Source organism: Paenarthrobacter sp. CC6 (assembly GCF_040560085.1).
GTDB lineage: Bacteria > Actinomycetota > Actinomycetes > Actinomycetales > Micrococcaceae > Arthrobacter > Arthrobacter nicotinovorans.
This window is the reverse complement of sequence record NZ_JARDAN010000018.1, coordinates 21,210-36,597: the sequence shown is the minus strand read 5'-3', so window position 1 is coordinate 36,597 and position 15,388 is coordinate 21,210. Positions and strand designations below refer to the sequence as shown.

Sequence of the window (15,388 nt, the reverse complement as noted above, 5' to 3'; positions counted from 1 at the left end):
ATGATTGCACTTACTGCGGCGGAGATCGCCGACATCACCCATGGCCGTTTGACCGGAGATCCGGGCATCGTGCCCTCCTCTGTGGTTACTGACTCACGGGAGGCGACGCCCGGCTCGTTGTACGTGGCCAAACCCGGCGAGCACGCCGATGGCCACGACTTCGTCGACGCCGCGTTTGAGCGTGGCGCCGTTCTGGTCCTCGCCGAACGTGAGGTGACCGATGCCCACGGCAGCCCATATCCCGCCGTCGTGGTCGATGACGCTGTCCTGGCCATGGGCGCCCTGGCGGCTGAAGCGGTCCGGCGCATCCGGGCCGACCGCGAACAGCGCGGCGAGCAGTTCACGGTTATTGGGATCACCGGCTCAGCCGGCAAGACCACCACCAAGGATCTCCTTGCCGGCGTGTTGTCGACGGCAGGCGCCACTGTGGCGCCACAGGGTTCGTACAACGGCGAGGTGGGTGTTCCGCTCACGGTTTTTGCCGCTGACACCGATACGCGCTTCCTTGTCATCGAGATGGGTGCCACCGGCCTGGGCCACATCAAGTACCTCGCGGAGATGGTCAAGCCGGACATCGGTGTAGTCCTGGTAGTCGGGACCGCCCATGCCGGCGAATTCGGCGGTGTGGAGAACATCGCCAAAACCAAGGGTGAACTGGTCGAAGCCCTCAGCGAAAACGGCACCGCGGTCATCAACCTCGACGACGGCCGCGTAGCTGCCATGCGCGCCCGCACCAAGGCCAAGGTCCTGGGATTCACGGCCTCGCCCGCTACCACCGAAGAGGTGGAAGCCCGCAACGTCGTGGTCAACGACCAGGGCTTCCCCGACTTCGACCTCATACTTCCCGACGGCGGCCCTTCTGTTCCGGTGCGGAGCCGCCTGATCGGTGGCCACCACGTGACCAACCTGCTCGCAGCTGCGTCAGCGGCTTTTGCGGCCGGGATTCCAGCCGTCGACATCGCCTCGTCACTCAGCTCCCAGTCGGCAGCCAGCCGTTGGCGCATGGAGCGAACAGAACGTGAAGACGGCGTGACCATCATCAACGACGCCTACAACGCGAACCCGGAATCCATGCGCGCTGCTCTGCGCACTCTTGCAGACCTTGGACAAGGCAGGAGGACCTGGGCTGTCCTTGGCGCCATGCTAGAGCTGGGCGAAGACTCCATCCGCGAACACACTGCGGTTGGCACTCAGGTGGTCCGGCTGAACATCTCCAGGCTGGTGGTGGTGGGACGCGAAGCCCGCGCCCTCTACGTCTCTGCCATCCAGGAAGGCTCCTGGGGGGATGAATGTTCCTTCACCGAGACTGTGGAGGAAGCATACGAACTCCTGCAGAACGAACTCAGACCAGGCGACCTCGTGTTGTTCAAGTCCTCCAATGGTGTGGGGCTCAGGCACTTGGGGGATCGGATAGCATTACCTCCACGGGCCGAGCCCACCGGAGAAAGCGCGGCTGAAGCTGCCGCAAGCGAAGGGAACGAGCAGCTGTGATTGCACTTTTGATCGGCGCCGGCGTCGCCCTTCTGGTGGCCTTGATAGGCACACCCCTCTTCATCAGGTTCCTGGTAGCCAAGAGTTACGGGCAGTTCATCCGCGATGACGGCCCCACTTCGCACCACACCAAGCGCGGCACCCCCACCATGGGCGGGACCGTCGTGGTGGCGGCTGTGCTCATCAGCTACTTTGTGACGCACCTGATCATGTGGATGATGAACCCGCGGTCCGCCGGGCCATCGGCGTCAGGTCTTCTTCTGCTGTTCCTCATGGTCGGCATGGGCTTCGTGGGATTCCTGGATGACTACATCAAGATCTCGAACAAACGCAGCCTGGGCCTGAACGCCCGAGCCAAACTCATCCTCCAGGCAGCCGTTGGCATCATCTTCGCCGTGCTGGTCCTGCAGTTCCCGAATGAGGACGGGCTCCGTCCGGCCTCGACGCAGATCTCGCTGGTACGGGATATTCCCTGGCTGGATCTCGCCTTCGGCGGGACAGTACTGGGCGCCATCCTTTTCATTGTCTGGTCCAACCTGATCATCACGGCAGCAACCAATGGCGTGAACCTGACAGACGGCCTGGACGGGCTGGCCGCCGGAGCATCCATCATGGTCTTCGGCGCCTACACCATCATGGGTATCTGGCAGAACAACCAAGCATGCGGTTCACCCAAGGAAGCAGGCAGCGGTTGCTACCAGGTCCGCGACCCCATGGATCTGGCCTTGCTCGCGGCCATCCTCAGCGCAGCCCTGGTCGGGTTCCTCTGGTGGAATACGTCACCGGCCAAGATCTTCATGGGCGACACCGGCTCGCTGGCCATCGGCGGAGCTGTGGCAGCATTTGCCATCCTTTCCCGGACTGAGCTGCTGTTGGCTTTCATCGGCGGCCTGTTCGTGCTCATCACCCTGTCGGTCATCATCCAAGTGGGCTTCTTCAAGCTCTCAGGCGGTAAACGGGTGTTCAAAATGGCCCCGCTCCAGCACCACTTCGAACTGAAGGGCTGGGCCGAGGTCACCGTGGTGGTCCGCTTCTGGATCCTCGCCGGGCTGTTCGTGGCCGCAGGCCTGGGAATTTTCTACGCTGAATGGGTGGTGCTGCTGTGAACGAGGCCCCTGGAACCATGTCCTCTTCATCCGACCGGCTCAAGGAGCTGACCAGCTGGGATTCCAACTGGAGCGGGCTGCGGGTCGTGGTGACGGGTATCGGCCTGTCCGGCTTTTCCGCTGCCGACACCCTGATTGAGCTCGGAGCAAAGGTAGTAGTGGTGGACGCCGCAACCACCGACAAAGCCAAAGCTCAGGCAGACACCCTGAAAATCGTCGGCGCTGTTGACGTCCTGCTGGGGGAGGACGCTGTCAGCACCCTCCCGCTGATTGAGGACAGCCTGCCCGACCTCGTGGTAACTTCTCCCGGCTGGCGGCCGGATCAGGCCCTGCTGGCGGCGGCCAAGCGCAAGCACATCGCCGTGTGGGGCGACGTCGAATTGGCGTGGCGTCTCCGGGTCCGTGAAGGGCGCAAGACCACCGACTGGCTAACCATCACCGGCACCAACGGCAAAACCACCACGGTGGGGATGACCGAGTCAATGCTGCAGGCTGCCGGCTTGAAGGCCATCGCGGTCGGCAATGTTGGAACGCCGATCCTGGACGCCCTGCGGGACCCGGTGGACTATGACGTCTTTGCTGTGGAACTGTCCAGCTTCCAACTGCATTGGAGCGACTCGCTCTCACCGGTGGCAAGTGTGTGCCTCAATGTCGCCGAGGACCATGTGGACTGGCACGGTTCCTATGCGTCCTACCTCGCGGACAAGGCCAAGGTGTACGAGAACACCCAAAAGGCAGCGATCTACAACGCCGAGCAAATCGAAACCGAGCGCATGGTCGAGAATGCGGATGTTGTGGAGGGTTGCCGGGCCATCGGTTTTACCACCAACACGCCTGCCATCAGCATGCTGGGCGTCGTGGACGGTCTGCTGGTGGACCGCGCTTTCATCGCCGAACGCAAGGATTCGGCAGCGGAACTGGCCGCCATGACAGATCTTGGCCCGGTGGCCCCGCGCCACATGGTAGCGAACGCGCTGGCCGCCGCGGCATTGGTCCGGGCCTACGGTGTGGAACCCTCGGCTGTGAAGCAGGGACTGGTCAACTACCTCCCCGGCGCGCATCGGATTCAGCTGGTGGCCAAGCACAACGACATCCTGTGGATCAACGACTCGAAGGCGACGAATCCGCATGCGGCATCGGCGGCACTCTCGGCCTTCCAGAACGTGGTGTGGATTGCCGGCGGCCTGTCCAAGGGCGTCAACTACGACGAGCTGGTCAAGGAACATGCACGGCGGCTCAAGACCGTGGTGCTCATCGGAACCGACACCGCCTCGCTGGAGGCCTCCCTCCAGCGACACGCGCCGGATGTCCCGGTGATAGCCCAGGCCAAGGGTGACACTGAGAGTGTGCAGACCGCAGCCGGTAACGCCGCTTCGCCAATTTTCGGCGAGACCATCATGGCCCAGGCCGTGGCGTCCGCAGCCGGAGTGGCAACCTCGGGCGATACCGTCCTCATGGCACCAGCGGCTGCATCCATGGATCAGTTCTCTTCCTACGCTCACCGTGGCGACGCATTCGTCCAGGCAGTTCGCGAGCTTGTGGAAGGGCAGGCACAGACCACCGAGGAGTAACAATGGTCAGCACGCCCACCCGCACCCGCGGCAAAGAGCCACGGGACGGGAAGAACAAGGCCACGCCCCCGGCCGCCAGGCAGCCCAAAGGGTTACGCCGGCACTGGCGCAGCTTCTGGGAGAGCCTAGAGGGCAAAAGCAAGGCGCCCAACAGCTCCACCTACTACCTCATTCTCGGTTGTGCCCTGGCGTTGACGGCCATTGGCATCATGATGGTGTTGTCCGCTTCCAGCGTCGAAGCCATCTCGGAGGGAAAGTCCCCCTACGCGGATGCGTTGAAGCAGGCCGTGTTCGGCGTCGTCGGCCTGGTCGCCATGTACGTCATTTCACGAACCAACGTGAACTGGATGAAGAAGCTTTCCTGGTGGGCTCTTGGCGCCGTCGTGGTCCTCCTGGCCTTGGTCCAGGTCATGGGCAACAGCGTCAACGGAAACAAGAACTGGATCGACATCGGCGGTGTCACGCTCCAGCCTTCGGAGATGTCCAAGCTGGTCCTTTGTGTCTGGATTGCCGCCGTGCTTGCCCGGAAACAAAAGCTCCTTAACCGGTGGATGCATGTGATCATCCCGGTTGTGCCGGGTGCCGGACTGGTCATCGGTTTGGTGATGCTCGGTAATGACCTCGGAACAGTCATTGTCATTGCAGCCATCGCCGCCGCAGGGCTCTACTTCGCCGGCGTTCCGGGGCGCATGCTCGGCATCGCCGGCGCCGTGGGTATCGTCGGGGCTGTGCTGGCCACCGTCAGCAGCTCCAACCGGATCTGCCGCATCACGTCATGGCTCGGAACGGCGTCCGCGACGTGCACCGAACAGTTCGACTTCGATTTCCAGTCAACGAACGGCATGTACGGCCTGGCCCAGGGTAGCTGGACAGGCCTGGGCCTTGGCCAGAGCCGGCAGAAGTACAACTGGCTTCCGGAAGCCCACAACGACTTCATCTTCGCCATCATCGGTGAGGAGCTCGGCCTTGTGGGAACCATTGTGGTCCTGGTGCTGTTTGCCATCCTGGGCATTGCGATTTTCCGGGTCGTGGTCCGCCAGACGGACCCGTTCCAACGGACCCTTGCCGGCGGCATCATGGTGTGGCTCCTGGGCCAGGCGAGCATGAACATGGCGGTGGTAACGCAGTTGCTGCCAGTGGTGGGAGTGCCTTTGCCGTTCATCTCATATGGCGGTTCGGCGCTGATCATGTCCCTGTGCGGTGTGGGCGTAGTGTTGTCTTTGGCCCGCGGCCAGCTGCCACCCCAGCAACGTCCACGATTCCTGCCGCGCCGCTCACCCAAACCCGCACGAAAGCGTACCTAGCACTTCATGACTTCTGATTCCCACGCGTCCAAGCCTTTGTCCGTCGTCCTCGCAGGCGGCGGAACTGCCGGGCACATCAGCCCTTTGCTCGCCATTGCTGATGCCATCAGGGAAAAGCGTCCGGAGGCGTCCATCCTGACTGTTGGCACGCCGTCGGGAATGGAAACCAGGCTCATCCCGGCGGCCGGTTACGAGCTCGCCACCATTGACCGTGTCCCGTTCCCCCGACGGCCTTCCGTTGATCTGCTCAAGCTTCCGGGCCGCCTGGGCGGGGCAGTCAAGCAAGCCCGCCGGATCCTGGAGAACGCACGGGCCGACGTCCTGGTGGGTGTGGGCGGCTACGTCTGCACCCCCATGTACCTTGCAGCACGGAAGCTCGGCATCCCGATCGTGGTCCACGAAGCCAACATGAAGGCAGGGCTGGCCAACCGGATAGGCGCCCGGTTCAGCAACCACGTCGCCGTGGCCTTTGCTGGTACCCGCCTGAGGGGCGCCCGCCATGTAGGCATGCCCATGCGGCGTGCCATCTCCACTCTCGACCGGAGCGCAGCGGGTCCGGCCGCCAAAGCCATGCTCGGCCTCGATCCGGACCGGCCGGCCCTGATCGTGACCGGAGGCTCTTCCGGAGCGCTCAGCATCAACCGTGCCATCGCCGCAGCTTTGCCTGCCTTCGGGGCTGCAGGGGTCCAGACGCTCCACATCACAGGTGTTGGCAAAGCCGTCAAGAACGACGACGGCGGCCTGCTGGCCGGTGAAGGCTACCGGCAGGTTGAGTACGTGGACGGGATGGAGAACGTCTACGCTGCTGCTGACGTCCTGCTGGCCCGCGCGGGAGCCGGAACGGTCAGCGAAGTGGCAGCAGTCGGCGTGCCGGCGGTCTTTGTGCCGTTGCCGATCGGAAACGGGGAGCAGGCCCTGAACGCGGCTCCCTTGGTGGAAGCCGGCGGTGCGTTGTTGGTCGCGGACCAGGACCTTGACCCGCAGTGGCTGGAACGCGAGCTCATTCCCCTGCTCTCGGACCGCGAACGACTGAACGACATGGCCCGGAAATCCGAGGCCCTTGGTATTAGAAACGCCGATCAGCGCATGGCTGATCTCGTCCTGGAAGCGGTATCCGCATGACCACCAGCATCGCACCCCTTGAGACCCTCGGCCGGGTCCACTTCATTGGTATCGGCGGTGTCGGCATGTCCGCCGTTGCACGCATCATGGTTGCCCGTGGAGTTACCGTAAGCGGCAGCGACGCCAAGGATCTGCCGGTCATGCAGGATCTGGCTGCTGCCGGAGCACGCATCGCCTTCGGATACGACGCGGCAAACCTGGGTGACGCCCAGACCATCGTCGCTGGATCAGCCATCCGGGCCGACAATCCTGAACTCGTGGCGGCACGAAGTGCCGGGCTGCCTGTCCTGCACCGCTCAGAAGGCCTGGCGGCCACCATGGCGGGACACCGGGTGGTCACGGTAGCCGGTACGCACGGGAAGTCCACCACAACTTCCATGGTTGCAGTCCTGCTCAAGGAAGCCGGCCTGGACCCGTCCTTCGCCATTGGGGCGAACGTTCCCGCGCTTGGGGTCAATGCAGCCCATGGCTCCTCGGATATTTTCGTGGCCGAGGCGGACGAATCAGACGGCTCATTCCTGAACTACCAGCCGCTCATCTCCGTCGTGACGAATGTCGAAGCGGACCATTTGGACCACTACGGCACACCCGAAGCTGTCTTTGCTTCCTTCGACGCGTTCGCAGCGCTGCTGCCCGCCGACGGCGTACTGCTGGCGTGCGCCGACGACCCCGGAGCGCTGGCACTCGCCGAACGAACAGCGGCCAAGGAAAGCACCCGGGTCTTGACGTACGGAACGTCACCCGACGCCGACGTCAGGCTCCACGATGGTGGACCCGGAGAGGTGTCGGTGGGTCTTGGCAACGACATTCACCGCCTCGAACTCCAGGTACCCGGACGCCACAACGCGCTTAACGCGGCGGCTGCCTTCGCCGTCGCGCTTGAACTGGGGGTGGCCCCTGCGGCTGCCGCGGCAGCGCTGGGACACTTCACTGGAGCCTCGCGCCGGTTCGAGCTGAAGGGGCAGGGGAGGAGCGTGCGGGTCTACGACGACTACGCACACCACCCCACGGAAGTCCGTGCCGCCCTGTCTGCTGCCCGTTCGGTAGCCGGCGGCCACAAAGTCCACGTTCTCTTCCAGCCGCACCTCTTCTCGCGCACGCGGGAATTCGCCGGGGAGTTTGCCTCGGCACTCGGGGCGGCAGATACAGCGCTGGTCCTGGATATTTATCCGGCGCGCGAGGACCCGATTCCCGGCGTGACCAGTTCGCTGATATCCGACCGGCTGTCGAATGGGCGCCTGGTGACCGGGGCCGAGGCCGTGGACGCCATTGCGGCGGTTGCAACGGAGGGCGACGTGGTGATCACGGTGGGGGCCGGGGACGTTACAGCCTATGGTCCCGCCATTGTGGAGGCGTTGGGTGGCTAGCACCCGGAAGCCCACGTTCAAGCCGGCTGCCCGCCAACCGGAACCTGCGGCGGGCCGTTCGGCCAAGCCCGGGGGCCATGACTCCGGCGCCATCATCAGTGCGCAACGGGATCTTGAACCTGACGTGAAACCGGCAGATAAAGCCGGTCGCAAGTTGCCTGAGAAGACTGCTGACAAAGCCCCCGGAAAACCTGCCGGGAAGTCCGGCGGGAAGGCAGGCGCGACGGCAACCAAGTCTGCTGCGTCATCCGGGGACAACATCATTGCGTTCCCCGAACCCAAGCGCAGGCGCCAACGCCGCATCGTGTGGTGGACGGTTTCCGTGGTGACCGCATTTATTGCCGTGCTTATTGCCGGGGCCATCTTCTCGCCGGTATTGGCAGTACGGACCATCACGGTTGACGGCACCACCCTGCTGACGCCCGACGCCGTGCAGAAGGCGTTGTCCGGCCTCGAGGGCAAGCCGCTGCCGCAGGTCACTGAGCAGGACATCAATGAGCTCCTCAAACCCCTGGTCCAGGTCCGATCGGCAACCATGGAGGCCCGGCCGCCGTCGGGGCTGTTGGTGCACATCAATGAGCGTGTTCCGGTGGCGCTGTTGAAGCAGGGCGATTCCTACATCATGGTTGACGTTGATGGGGTCCAAGTGGGTGCGACGCAGGATCCCTCTGCCGTGGCACTGCCGTTGATCGATGCTGGTGCCGGATCGACCAATACGGAATTGTTCAAGGCGATCGCCGCGGTCCTGGATACCTTGCCTGCGGATGTCCGGGCCCGGATGTCGACGGCGTCTGCGGCTTCGGTCGACGCCGTGGAACTCAAACTCGTGGACGGAAAGACTGTAGTGTGGGGCAATGCCGAGGACAGGGAGCTGAAGGCGAAGGCACTTGAGGCACTGCTCAAGATGCCTGCCGATCCGAAGGTTCCCGTCAGCGTCTATGACGTCAGTGTTCCACGGCATCCATTCACCAAATAGGCAGCTTTGACGATGTAAATCCACTGCCGCCGGTAGCCCTTAATTTGCGACATTCCCACGACACGCGCAAGCGGTCATTGCATGTGCGAACCATAGGAAATACCGTCGCAGTAGAGTTACTTGACATAACTATAACCTTCAACTAGAGGGTTAAGGTCCAAGGATTCAAGTTGGACTCGATCAGTTTCGCTATAGGACACAAGCAAGGGGCACGAAACGTGGCAGCACCGCAGAATTACCTGGCCGTCATCAAGGTCGTCGGCATCGGCGGCGGTGGCGTGAACGCAGTCAACCGCATGATCGAGGTCGGCCTTCGGGGAGTCGAGTTCATCGCCATCAATACTGACGCGCAGGCGCTGCTCATGAGCGACGCCGATGTCAAGCTTGACGTCGGCCGCGAGCTGACGCGCGGCCTTGGCGCCGGCGCAAACCCTGAGGTCGGCAAGCAGGCCGCCGAGGACCACGCTGATGAGATCGAAGAAGTTCTCCGCGGCGCTGACATGGTCTTCGTAACCGCCGGCGAGGGCGGTGGCACCGGAACCGGTGGCGCCCCTGTTGTTGCGCGCATCGCCCGCTCCCTGGGCGCGCTGACCATTGGTGTGGTCACCCGTCCGTTCACGTTCGAGGGCCGTCGCCGTGCAGGTTCTGCCGAGGCCGGAATCGACGCCCTCCGCGATGAAGTCGACACTTTGATCGTGATCCCCAACGATCGCCTCCTGTCCATCAGCGACCGCAATGTCTCTGTCCTTGACGCCTTCCGTTCCGCGGACCAGGTGCTCCTCTCAGGTGTCCAGGGCATCACGGACCTCATCACCACCCCCGGCCTCATCAACCTGGACTTCGCCGACGTCAAGTCGGTCATGCAGGGTGCCGGCTCGGCCCTGATGGGCATTGGCTCGGCCCGCGGCGAGGACCGCGCGGTCAAGGCAGCGGAACTTGCCATTGCCTCGCCGCTCCTGGAGGCTTCCATCGATGGTGCGCATGGTGTTCTGCTCTCCATCCAGGGCGGCTCGGACCTCGGCCTCTTCGAAATCAACGAGGCAGCCCGCCTTGTCCAGGAAGTTGCCCACCCTGAGGCCAACATCATCTTCGGTGCTGTTATCGACGACGCCCTTGGCGACGAAGCACGCGTAACTGTCATCGCTGCAGGCTTTGACGACGTCAAGGCCACTTCGCCTTCCATGGACCAGTCCCGTCCGGCCCAGAACCCCGTACCGGCCGACCGCCCTGCGGCGCCGTCCAGCGCGCCGTCGAACGCTGCGGCTCCGCAGCACGCAACGGCTGGCATCGGCGCCGCCGGCTTGAGCAACTGGGGCCAGCAGCGTCCTGCCGCGTTGCCCGCGGACTCAGGCTTCGACGTCGACCTCCCCGCAGTGGTGGAGCCCGATCTTTCGGGCAGTCGCTCGGACGATCTCGATGTTCCTGACTTCCTGAAGTAAGCCCCGTTCGGAGAAGAAGTACTTGGTGTTTTTGTGGCGCGATGAGGTCCGGCCCGGCGTCTCCGTAGCATTCACTGATACGGGCGCCGGGAACCTGGCCCTCCACGTGGGGGACAATCCCGGCGACGTGCAGCTCCGCCGTAGCGGGCTGGAGCAGTCGGCAGGGTTGGGCTCCAGGCGATTCCAATTCATGGACCAAGTGCATGGAAAACATGTGGAGTTCATCGCTTCGCACGGTTCCGGGCCCACCGCCGATGCCATGGTGTCTGCGGCCGTATTGCCCAACGGTGCGCCCCAACCGTTGGCAGTCATGGTCGCCGATTGCGTACCGGTGGTTCTGGTAGGGATCGACTCCGGAGATCGCCCCGTTATCGCCGTGGCCCACGCCGGTCGCCCAGGTGTTGCCTCCGGAATCGTTTCTTTCACGGTGGCCGAAATGCGGCACCGGGGTGCACTGGATATCCAGGCATGGGTGGGTCCTTCAATTTGCGGAAACTGCTATGAGGTCCCGGAGCAGTTGCGGTCCGAGGTCGCGGAAAAGGTTCCTGCGACGTGGTCTTCCACATCGTGGGGAACTCCTTCCCTGGACCTGCCTGCGGGTGTCCGGGCCCAGTTGGACGCTGCCGGCGTTGCCGTGGAGTACCTGGGGGAGTGCACGTTGGAGAGCGACTCGCTGTTTTCATACCGGCGGGACTCCCGTGCCGGTCGATTCGCAGGATTGGTGTGGACGCATGACTAGCCCAGGCAACGGCGACGCCCCGCGGCACGCTGACGCGCGTTCTGCGGAACTTGCGGAGCGTCTCGATGCTGTAAGTCACCGGATCAAGGCCGCTACTGTTGCCGCCGCCCGCTCCGACACTCCCCGGCTGATCGTCGTGACCAAGTTCCATCCCGCGGACGATGTCCGCAGGTTGGCCGCCCTCGGGATCGCCGATGTTGGCGAAAACCGCGATCAGGAGGCCGCCGCAAAGGCTGCCGGGCTTACTGAACTGGACATCCGCTGGCATTTCATCGGCCAGCTTCAAAGCAACAAGGCCAAATCCGTGGCCAAATATGCGTCTTCGGTCCAATCGATCGACAGGCCCCAACTGGTTGATGCCCTGGCAAAGGCTGTCGCCCGTGAGCAGGACGCCACGGGCAGGGCAGACCTTGATTGCTTCATCCAGGTCAGCTTGGAGAACGACGCCGGTACCCACCGGGGCGGTGCCGCTCCGGCAATGGTCGGGGACCTCGCCGCCCGGATCGAGTCTGCGGCCGGCCTGCGTTTGTGCGGGCTCATGGCGGTCGCGCCACTCGGCGCGGACCCCGAAGAAGCGTTCGCGAACCTGGCTGGCATTTCTGCCGCACTGCGTGCCGACCATCCGTCCGCGACGGCGATTTCCGCCGGCATGAGCCAGGACCTGGAGGCCGCTGTGAAGTTCGGGGCGACACACCTGAGAATTGGCTCCGATATTCTCGGTTCACGTCCGGCCGTGGGGTAGCGTCAAAGTATTGGAATGACGGGCCGGGGTTCCAATATGTCAAGTCATGGCGGCCCGCCTACTGCAGAAATGATAGGAGTGCACCATGGCTGGCGCTCTGCGCAAGACAATGATCTATCTTGGGCTCGCCGACGGCGATGAACACTACGAATCTGAGCAGTCCGTCGCCGCGCACCACGACGAAGAACGCCCCCAGACACAGGATCGGGAAGAGCGACGCGCGCCCGCTCCCGTCCGGGAAGTTGTCCGTGAAATGCCCCCTGTTGAGGTCGAAGAGGAATACCGCGCACCCGTGACACCAATTAAGCGTGCGGCGTCCAGCCGCGAAGATGCCTCTGGCTTGAGGCAGATCACCACCGTTCATCCCCGCTCCTACAACGATGCCAAGGTCATCGGTGAAAGTTTCAGGGATGGCATTCCGGTCATCATGAACGTCACCGACATGGGTGAAGCGGACGCCAAGCGCCTGGTGGACTTCTCCGCCGGCCTGGTCTTCGGCCTGCACGGCAGTATCGAGCGGGTTACCAACAAGGTCTTCCTGTTGTCGCCGTCGTACGTTGAAGTCATCGGAGATGACAAGAAGGCCAGCGAAACGCAGGCCAGCTTCTTCAATCAGAGCTGACAACAGTCTTTTCGCGGATGCCAGGCGGGTCAACCTGCCTGGCATCTGTGTTGCAATAGTAGGGACCGATCCGCATTCCGGAACAAGTGGGAGATCTGAGCTAACTCGTGGGCATTGTTTTCGGCCTTATCCATATTGTGTTGTTTCTGTTCTTCATCACGCTGATCATCCGCCTGGTCTTTGAATGGGTGCAGATGTTTGCGCGCCAGTGGCGCCCCAGGGGTGTGGCATTGGTTACAGCACATGTGGTCTACTCCGTCACGGATCCTCCCCTGGGAAGGCTTCGTCGACTGATACCGCCATTGCAGCTGGGTGGAATATCCCTGGATTTGGGCTTCCTGATCCTGATCATTGCCGTGAGCATCGCCATGGCAGTGACCTTCAGCCTGGCCTGATTGCCCGCGGAACCTGGACCACCGATGGTTCACAGGCCGCAAATTCTCCAAATCAACACGATGGTGTTGAATTGGAGGAACAAGATGTTATTTAGGTACCGTAGTTTTGAACGGCCGGAAGGCCTACTGACTAACTAGACCAACGAGGTGACCAGATGGCTTTGACGCCAGAAGACGTTGTCAACAAGCGCTTTCAGCCGACCAAGTTCCGCGAAGGCTACGACCAGGACGAGGTCGATGACTTCCTGGACGAGATCGTGGTGGAACTGCGCCGCTTGAACCAGGAAAATGACGAGCTCCGCAAGAAGCTCGGCGAGGCTGGTTCGGCTGTGCCCGCTGCAACTGCTGCGGCTCCGGTCGTCGAGAAGGTTCCGGCTCCCGTCAAGGTCGACAAGGAAGCCGAGGCGAAGGCCGAGGCTGAAGCGAAGGCCGCCGAAGCTGCCAAGAAGAAGGAAGCTGAGCAGGCTGCCGCCGCTGCCAAGGCCCCGGCCGCCAGCAACAGCGTTACCCCCTCCGCTGAATCCGCTGCAGGCCTGCTCGCCATGGCGCAGCAGATGCACGACAAGCACGTCTCCGACGGTGCGCAGCAGAAGGAAAAGATCATTGCCGAGGCTCAGATCGAGGCTTCCAGCCTCGTGAACGATGCCCAGGAAAAGTCCCGCAAGATCCTTGGTGCACTCGAGCAGCAGCGTTCCGTCCTGGAGCGCAAGGTTGAGCAGCTCCGTGGCTTCGAGCGTGACTACCGTTCACGCCTGAAGGCTTACATCGAAGGCCAGCTGCGCGATCTCGATGCCCGTGGTTCCGTTGCTGCCCCCGAGGTCGGCGAAGCAACCGCAGACGTTTAGCAAGTATTCTAAAAGCCGGTGGCTGAGGACTCCTCGGCCACCGGCCTTTGCTGTTAAAGACCAATAACAGACCGCCACGCCTCCCGAATGAAAGCACTATGACCGACGACCTAACTGACGACGCCTCACAGCCGGCACCCACCGTGCAACGTAAGTGGCGTCCGGCCATGCTGTGGCTTTTTGCCGGCTTCGCTGCGTTCGCTTACGCGTTTGACCAGCTCACCAAGCTCTGGGTTACGAGCACCATGACCGAGGGGGAGCGCATTCCGGTCCTGCCTCCGTTGCTGCACTGGTACTTCATCAGGAACTCCGGGGCCGCGTTCTCCATTGGCGAGAATGTGACGTGGATTTTCACGATCATTATGGCGGCGGTATCGGTGGCCATCCTGTTCCAGCTTCGTCGCCTGGGCTCTGCATGGTGGGCGCTCTCCTTGGGCCTTCTCCTGGGAGGAGCACTGGGCAACCTGACGGACCGCTTGTTCCGGGAGCCTTCGTTCGCCATGGGTCACGTGGTCGATTTCATCCAGCTGCCGAATTTCGCCATCTTCAACATCGCTGACTCCGCGGTGGTGTCCGGCGTCGTCATCATCTGTTTGCTGACCTTGCGGGGTATTGGCATGGACGGCAAGCGCCATGTCGCCGCCGCGAAGTCTTCCAAGGACGCCAAGCCGGCCGGCGGAGGCCCCGCCGGTGAGTGACGCTGTGGTTGTACCTGACCATCTGGCCGGCGTCCGCGCGGATGCCGGACTGGCCCAGCTGCTGGACATATCCCGCTCGGCCGCGGCCCTGTTGATCGCCGAAGGGAACGTTACGAGCGCCGGTGCGCCCTTGGGGAAGTCGGCAAAGCTTGTGGCCGGTGCGGTGCTGGACGTCACGGTTCCCGACCGGCGTGACCCCCTTGAAGTGGTGGAGGAAGTTGTGGAAGGCCTGAAAATCCTGCTGGATGACGAAGACTTCGTTGTCATCGACAAGCCTGTGGGGGTTGCGGCGCATCCGTCTCCCGGGTGGGTTGGACCCACAGTGGTTGGCGGTCTCGCCGGGGCGGGGTACAGGATTTCCACGTCCGGAGCGCCGGAGCGCGCCGGCATCGTCCACAGGCTCGACGTTGGCACGTCCGGTGTCATGGTCGTAGCCAAGACCGAGCATGCGTACACGGTGCTCAAGCGGGCTTTCAAGGAGCGCACCGTGGACAAGGTTTACCATGCCGTTGTCCAAGGGCTGCCCGATCCCTTGGTCGGAACCATTGATGCACCGATCGGCCGGCACCCGGGCCACGACTGGCGCTTCGCCGTCATCGAGGACGGTCGTCCGTCCGTTACCCACTACGAGGTCCTGGAAGCCTTCGGCAAGGCGACCCTGGTGGAAGTCCATCTGGAGACCGGACGGACGCACCAGATCCGTGTCCACTTCTCGGCGCTGCGCCACCCGTGTGCCGGAGATCTCACCTATGGTGCCGATCCCCGTCTTGCGGCAACGCTGGGGCTGACCAGGCAGTGGCTGCACGCCCGCCAGCTCGGCTTCACGCACCCCCGCACCGGCGAATGGGTGGAAGTTGCCAGCGATTATCCGGCGGACCTCCAGTACGCCTTGGATCTGTTGGAAACAGGTTCGGCCTGATTCCATTGACCTGAAGTCCGGTGCCGTTGCGGTCCGTTTCCTCCCCGACCCG

The 15,388-nt window shown here is 63.1% G+C and carries 15 protein-coding genes; all 15 read left to right on the top strand.

Annotated features, from left to right (window positions below; all coding sequences use genetic code 11):
* The 15 genes from PV760_RS16730 (at position 1) to PV760_RS16660 (ending at position 15,336) form a co-directional block, all read left to right on the top strand.
* Positions 1-1,491 (top strand): UDP-N-acetylmuramoyl-tripeptide--D-alanyl-D-alanine ligase, encoded by a 1,491-nt coding sequence (locus PV760_RS16730; RefSeq protein WP_079582328.1) that lies wholly within the window; start codon positions 1-3, stop codon positions 1,489-1,491.
* Complete coding sequence (gene mraY / locus PV760_RS16725) at positions 1,488-2,597, top strand: phospho-N-acetylmuramoyl-pentapeptide-transferase (RefSeq protein WP_018779291.1); 1,110 nt, start codon at positions 1,488-1,490, stop codon at positions 2,595-2,597. The genes PV760_RS16730 and mraY overlap by 4 nt, the downstream gene beginning before the upstream one ends.
* On the top strand, positions 2,579-4,168 hold the full coding sequence (gene murD, locus PV760_RS16720; RefSeq protein WP_110504075.1) for a UDP-N-acetylmuramoyl-L-alanine--D-glutamate ligase: 1,590 nt from the start codon (positions 2,579-2,581) through the stop codon (positions 4,166-4,168). Before mraY ends, murD begins: the two co-directional genes overlap by 19 nt.
* 2 nt (positions 4,169-4,170) lie before the next feature.
* On the top strand, positions 4,171-5,472 hold the full coding sequence (gene ftsW, locus PV760_RS16715) for a putative lipid II flippase FtsW (RefSeq protein ID WP_018779293.1): 1,302 nt from the start codon (positions 4,171-4,173) through the stop codon (positions 5,470-5,472).
* A 6-nt stretch (positions 5,473-5,478) separates the two neighbouring features.
* The gene (gene murG, locus PV760_RS16710) at positions 5,479-6,594 is read left to right on the top strand and encodes an undecaprenyldiphospho-muramoylpentapeptide beta-N-acetylglucosaminyltransferase (RefSeq protein ID WP_354628281.1); all 1,116 of its coding nucleotides are present in this window, start codon (positions 5,479-5,481) and stop codon (positions 6,592-6,594) included.
* Positions 6,591-7,961, top strand: a complete 1,371-nt coding sequence (gene murC / locus PV760_RS16705; RefSeq protein ID WP_354628280.1) for a UDP-N-acetylmuramate--L-alanine ligase — start codon at positions 6,591-6,593, stop codon at positions 7,959-7,961. Before murG ends, murC begins: the two co-directional genes overlap by 4 nt.
* Positions 7,954-8,937, top strand: a complete 984-nt coding sequence (locus PV760_RS16700) for a cell division protein FtsQ/DivIB (RefSeq protein ID WP_354628279.1) — start codon at positions 7,954-7,956, stop codon at positions 8,935-8,937. Before murC ends, PV760_RS16700 begins: the two co-directional genes overlap by 8 nt.
* A 218-nt stretch (positions 8,938-9,155) precedes the next feature.
* Positions 9,156-10,376 (top strand): cell division protein FtsZ, encoded by a 1,221-nt coding sequence (gene ftsZ / locus PV760_RS16695; protein WP_018779297.1) that lies wholly within the window; start codon positions 9,156-9,158, stop codon positions 10,374-10,376.
* Between the two features lie 25 nt (positions 10,377-10,401).
* The gene (locus PV760_RS16690; protein WP_354628278.1) at positions 10,402-11,115 is read left to right on the top strand and encodes a purine nucleoside phosphorylase YfiH/LACC1 family protein; all 714 of its coding nucleotides are present in this window, start codon (positions 10,402-10,404) and stop codon (positions 11,113-11,115) included.
* Positions 11,108-11,857 (top strand): YggS family pyridoxal phosphate-dependent enzyme, encoded by a 750-nt coding sequence (locus tag PV760_RS16685; RefSeq protein ID WP_354628277.1) that lies wholly within the window; start codon positions 11,108-11,110, stop codon positions 11,855-11,857. Before PV760_RS16690 ends, PV760_RS16685 begins: the two co-directional genes overlap by 8 nt.
* 85 nt (positions 11,858-11,942) lie before the next feature.
* Complete coding sequence (locus PV760_RS16680) at positions 11,943-12,479, top strand: cell division protein SepF (RefSeq protein ID WP_018779300.1); 537 nt, start codon at positions 11,943-11,945, stop codon at positions 12,477-12,479.
* Positions 12,480-12,586: 107 nt separating this feature from the next.
* On the top strand, positions 12,587-12,874 hold the full coding sequence (locus PV760_RS16675; RefSeq protein WP_018779301.1) for a YggT family protein: 288 nt from the start codon (positions 12,587-12,589) through the stop codon (positions 12,872-12,874).
* Between the two features lie 155 nt (positions 12,875-13,029).
* Positions 13,030-13,719, top strand: coding sequence for a DivIVA domain-containing protein (locus PV760_RS16670; protein WP_018779302.1), 690 nt, complete (start codon positions 13,030-13,032; stop codon positions 13,717-13,719).
* 98 nt (positions 13,720-13,817) lie between these two features.
* A complete protein-coding gene (gene lspA, locus PV760_RS16665; protein ID WP_055977774.1) occupies positions 13,818-14,417 on the top strand; it encodes a signal peptidase II in 600 nt (199 codons plus the stop codon).
* Positions 14,410-15,336: an RluA family pseudouridine synthase gene (locus PV760_RS16660; protein ID WP_018779304.1), complete on the top strand. Its 927-nt coding sequence runs from the start codon at positions 14,410-14,412 to the stop codon at positions 15,334-15,336. The genes lspA and PV760_RS16660 overlap by 8 nt, the downstream gene beginning before the upstream one ends.
* Positions 15,337-15,388: the final 52 nt, after the last annotated feature.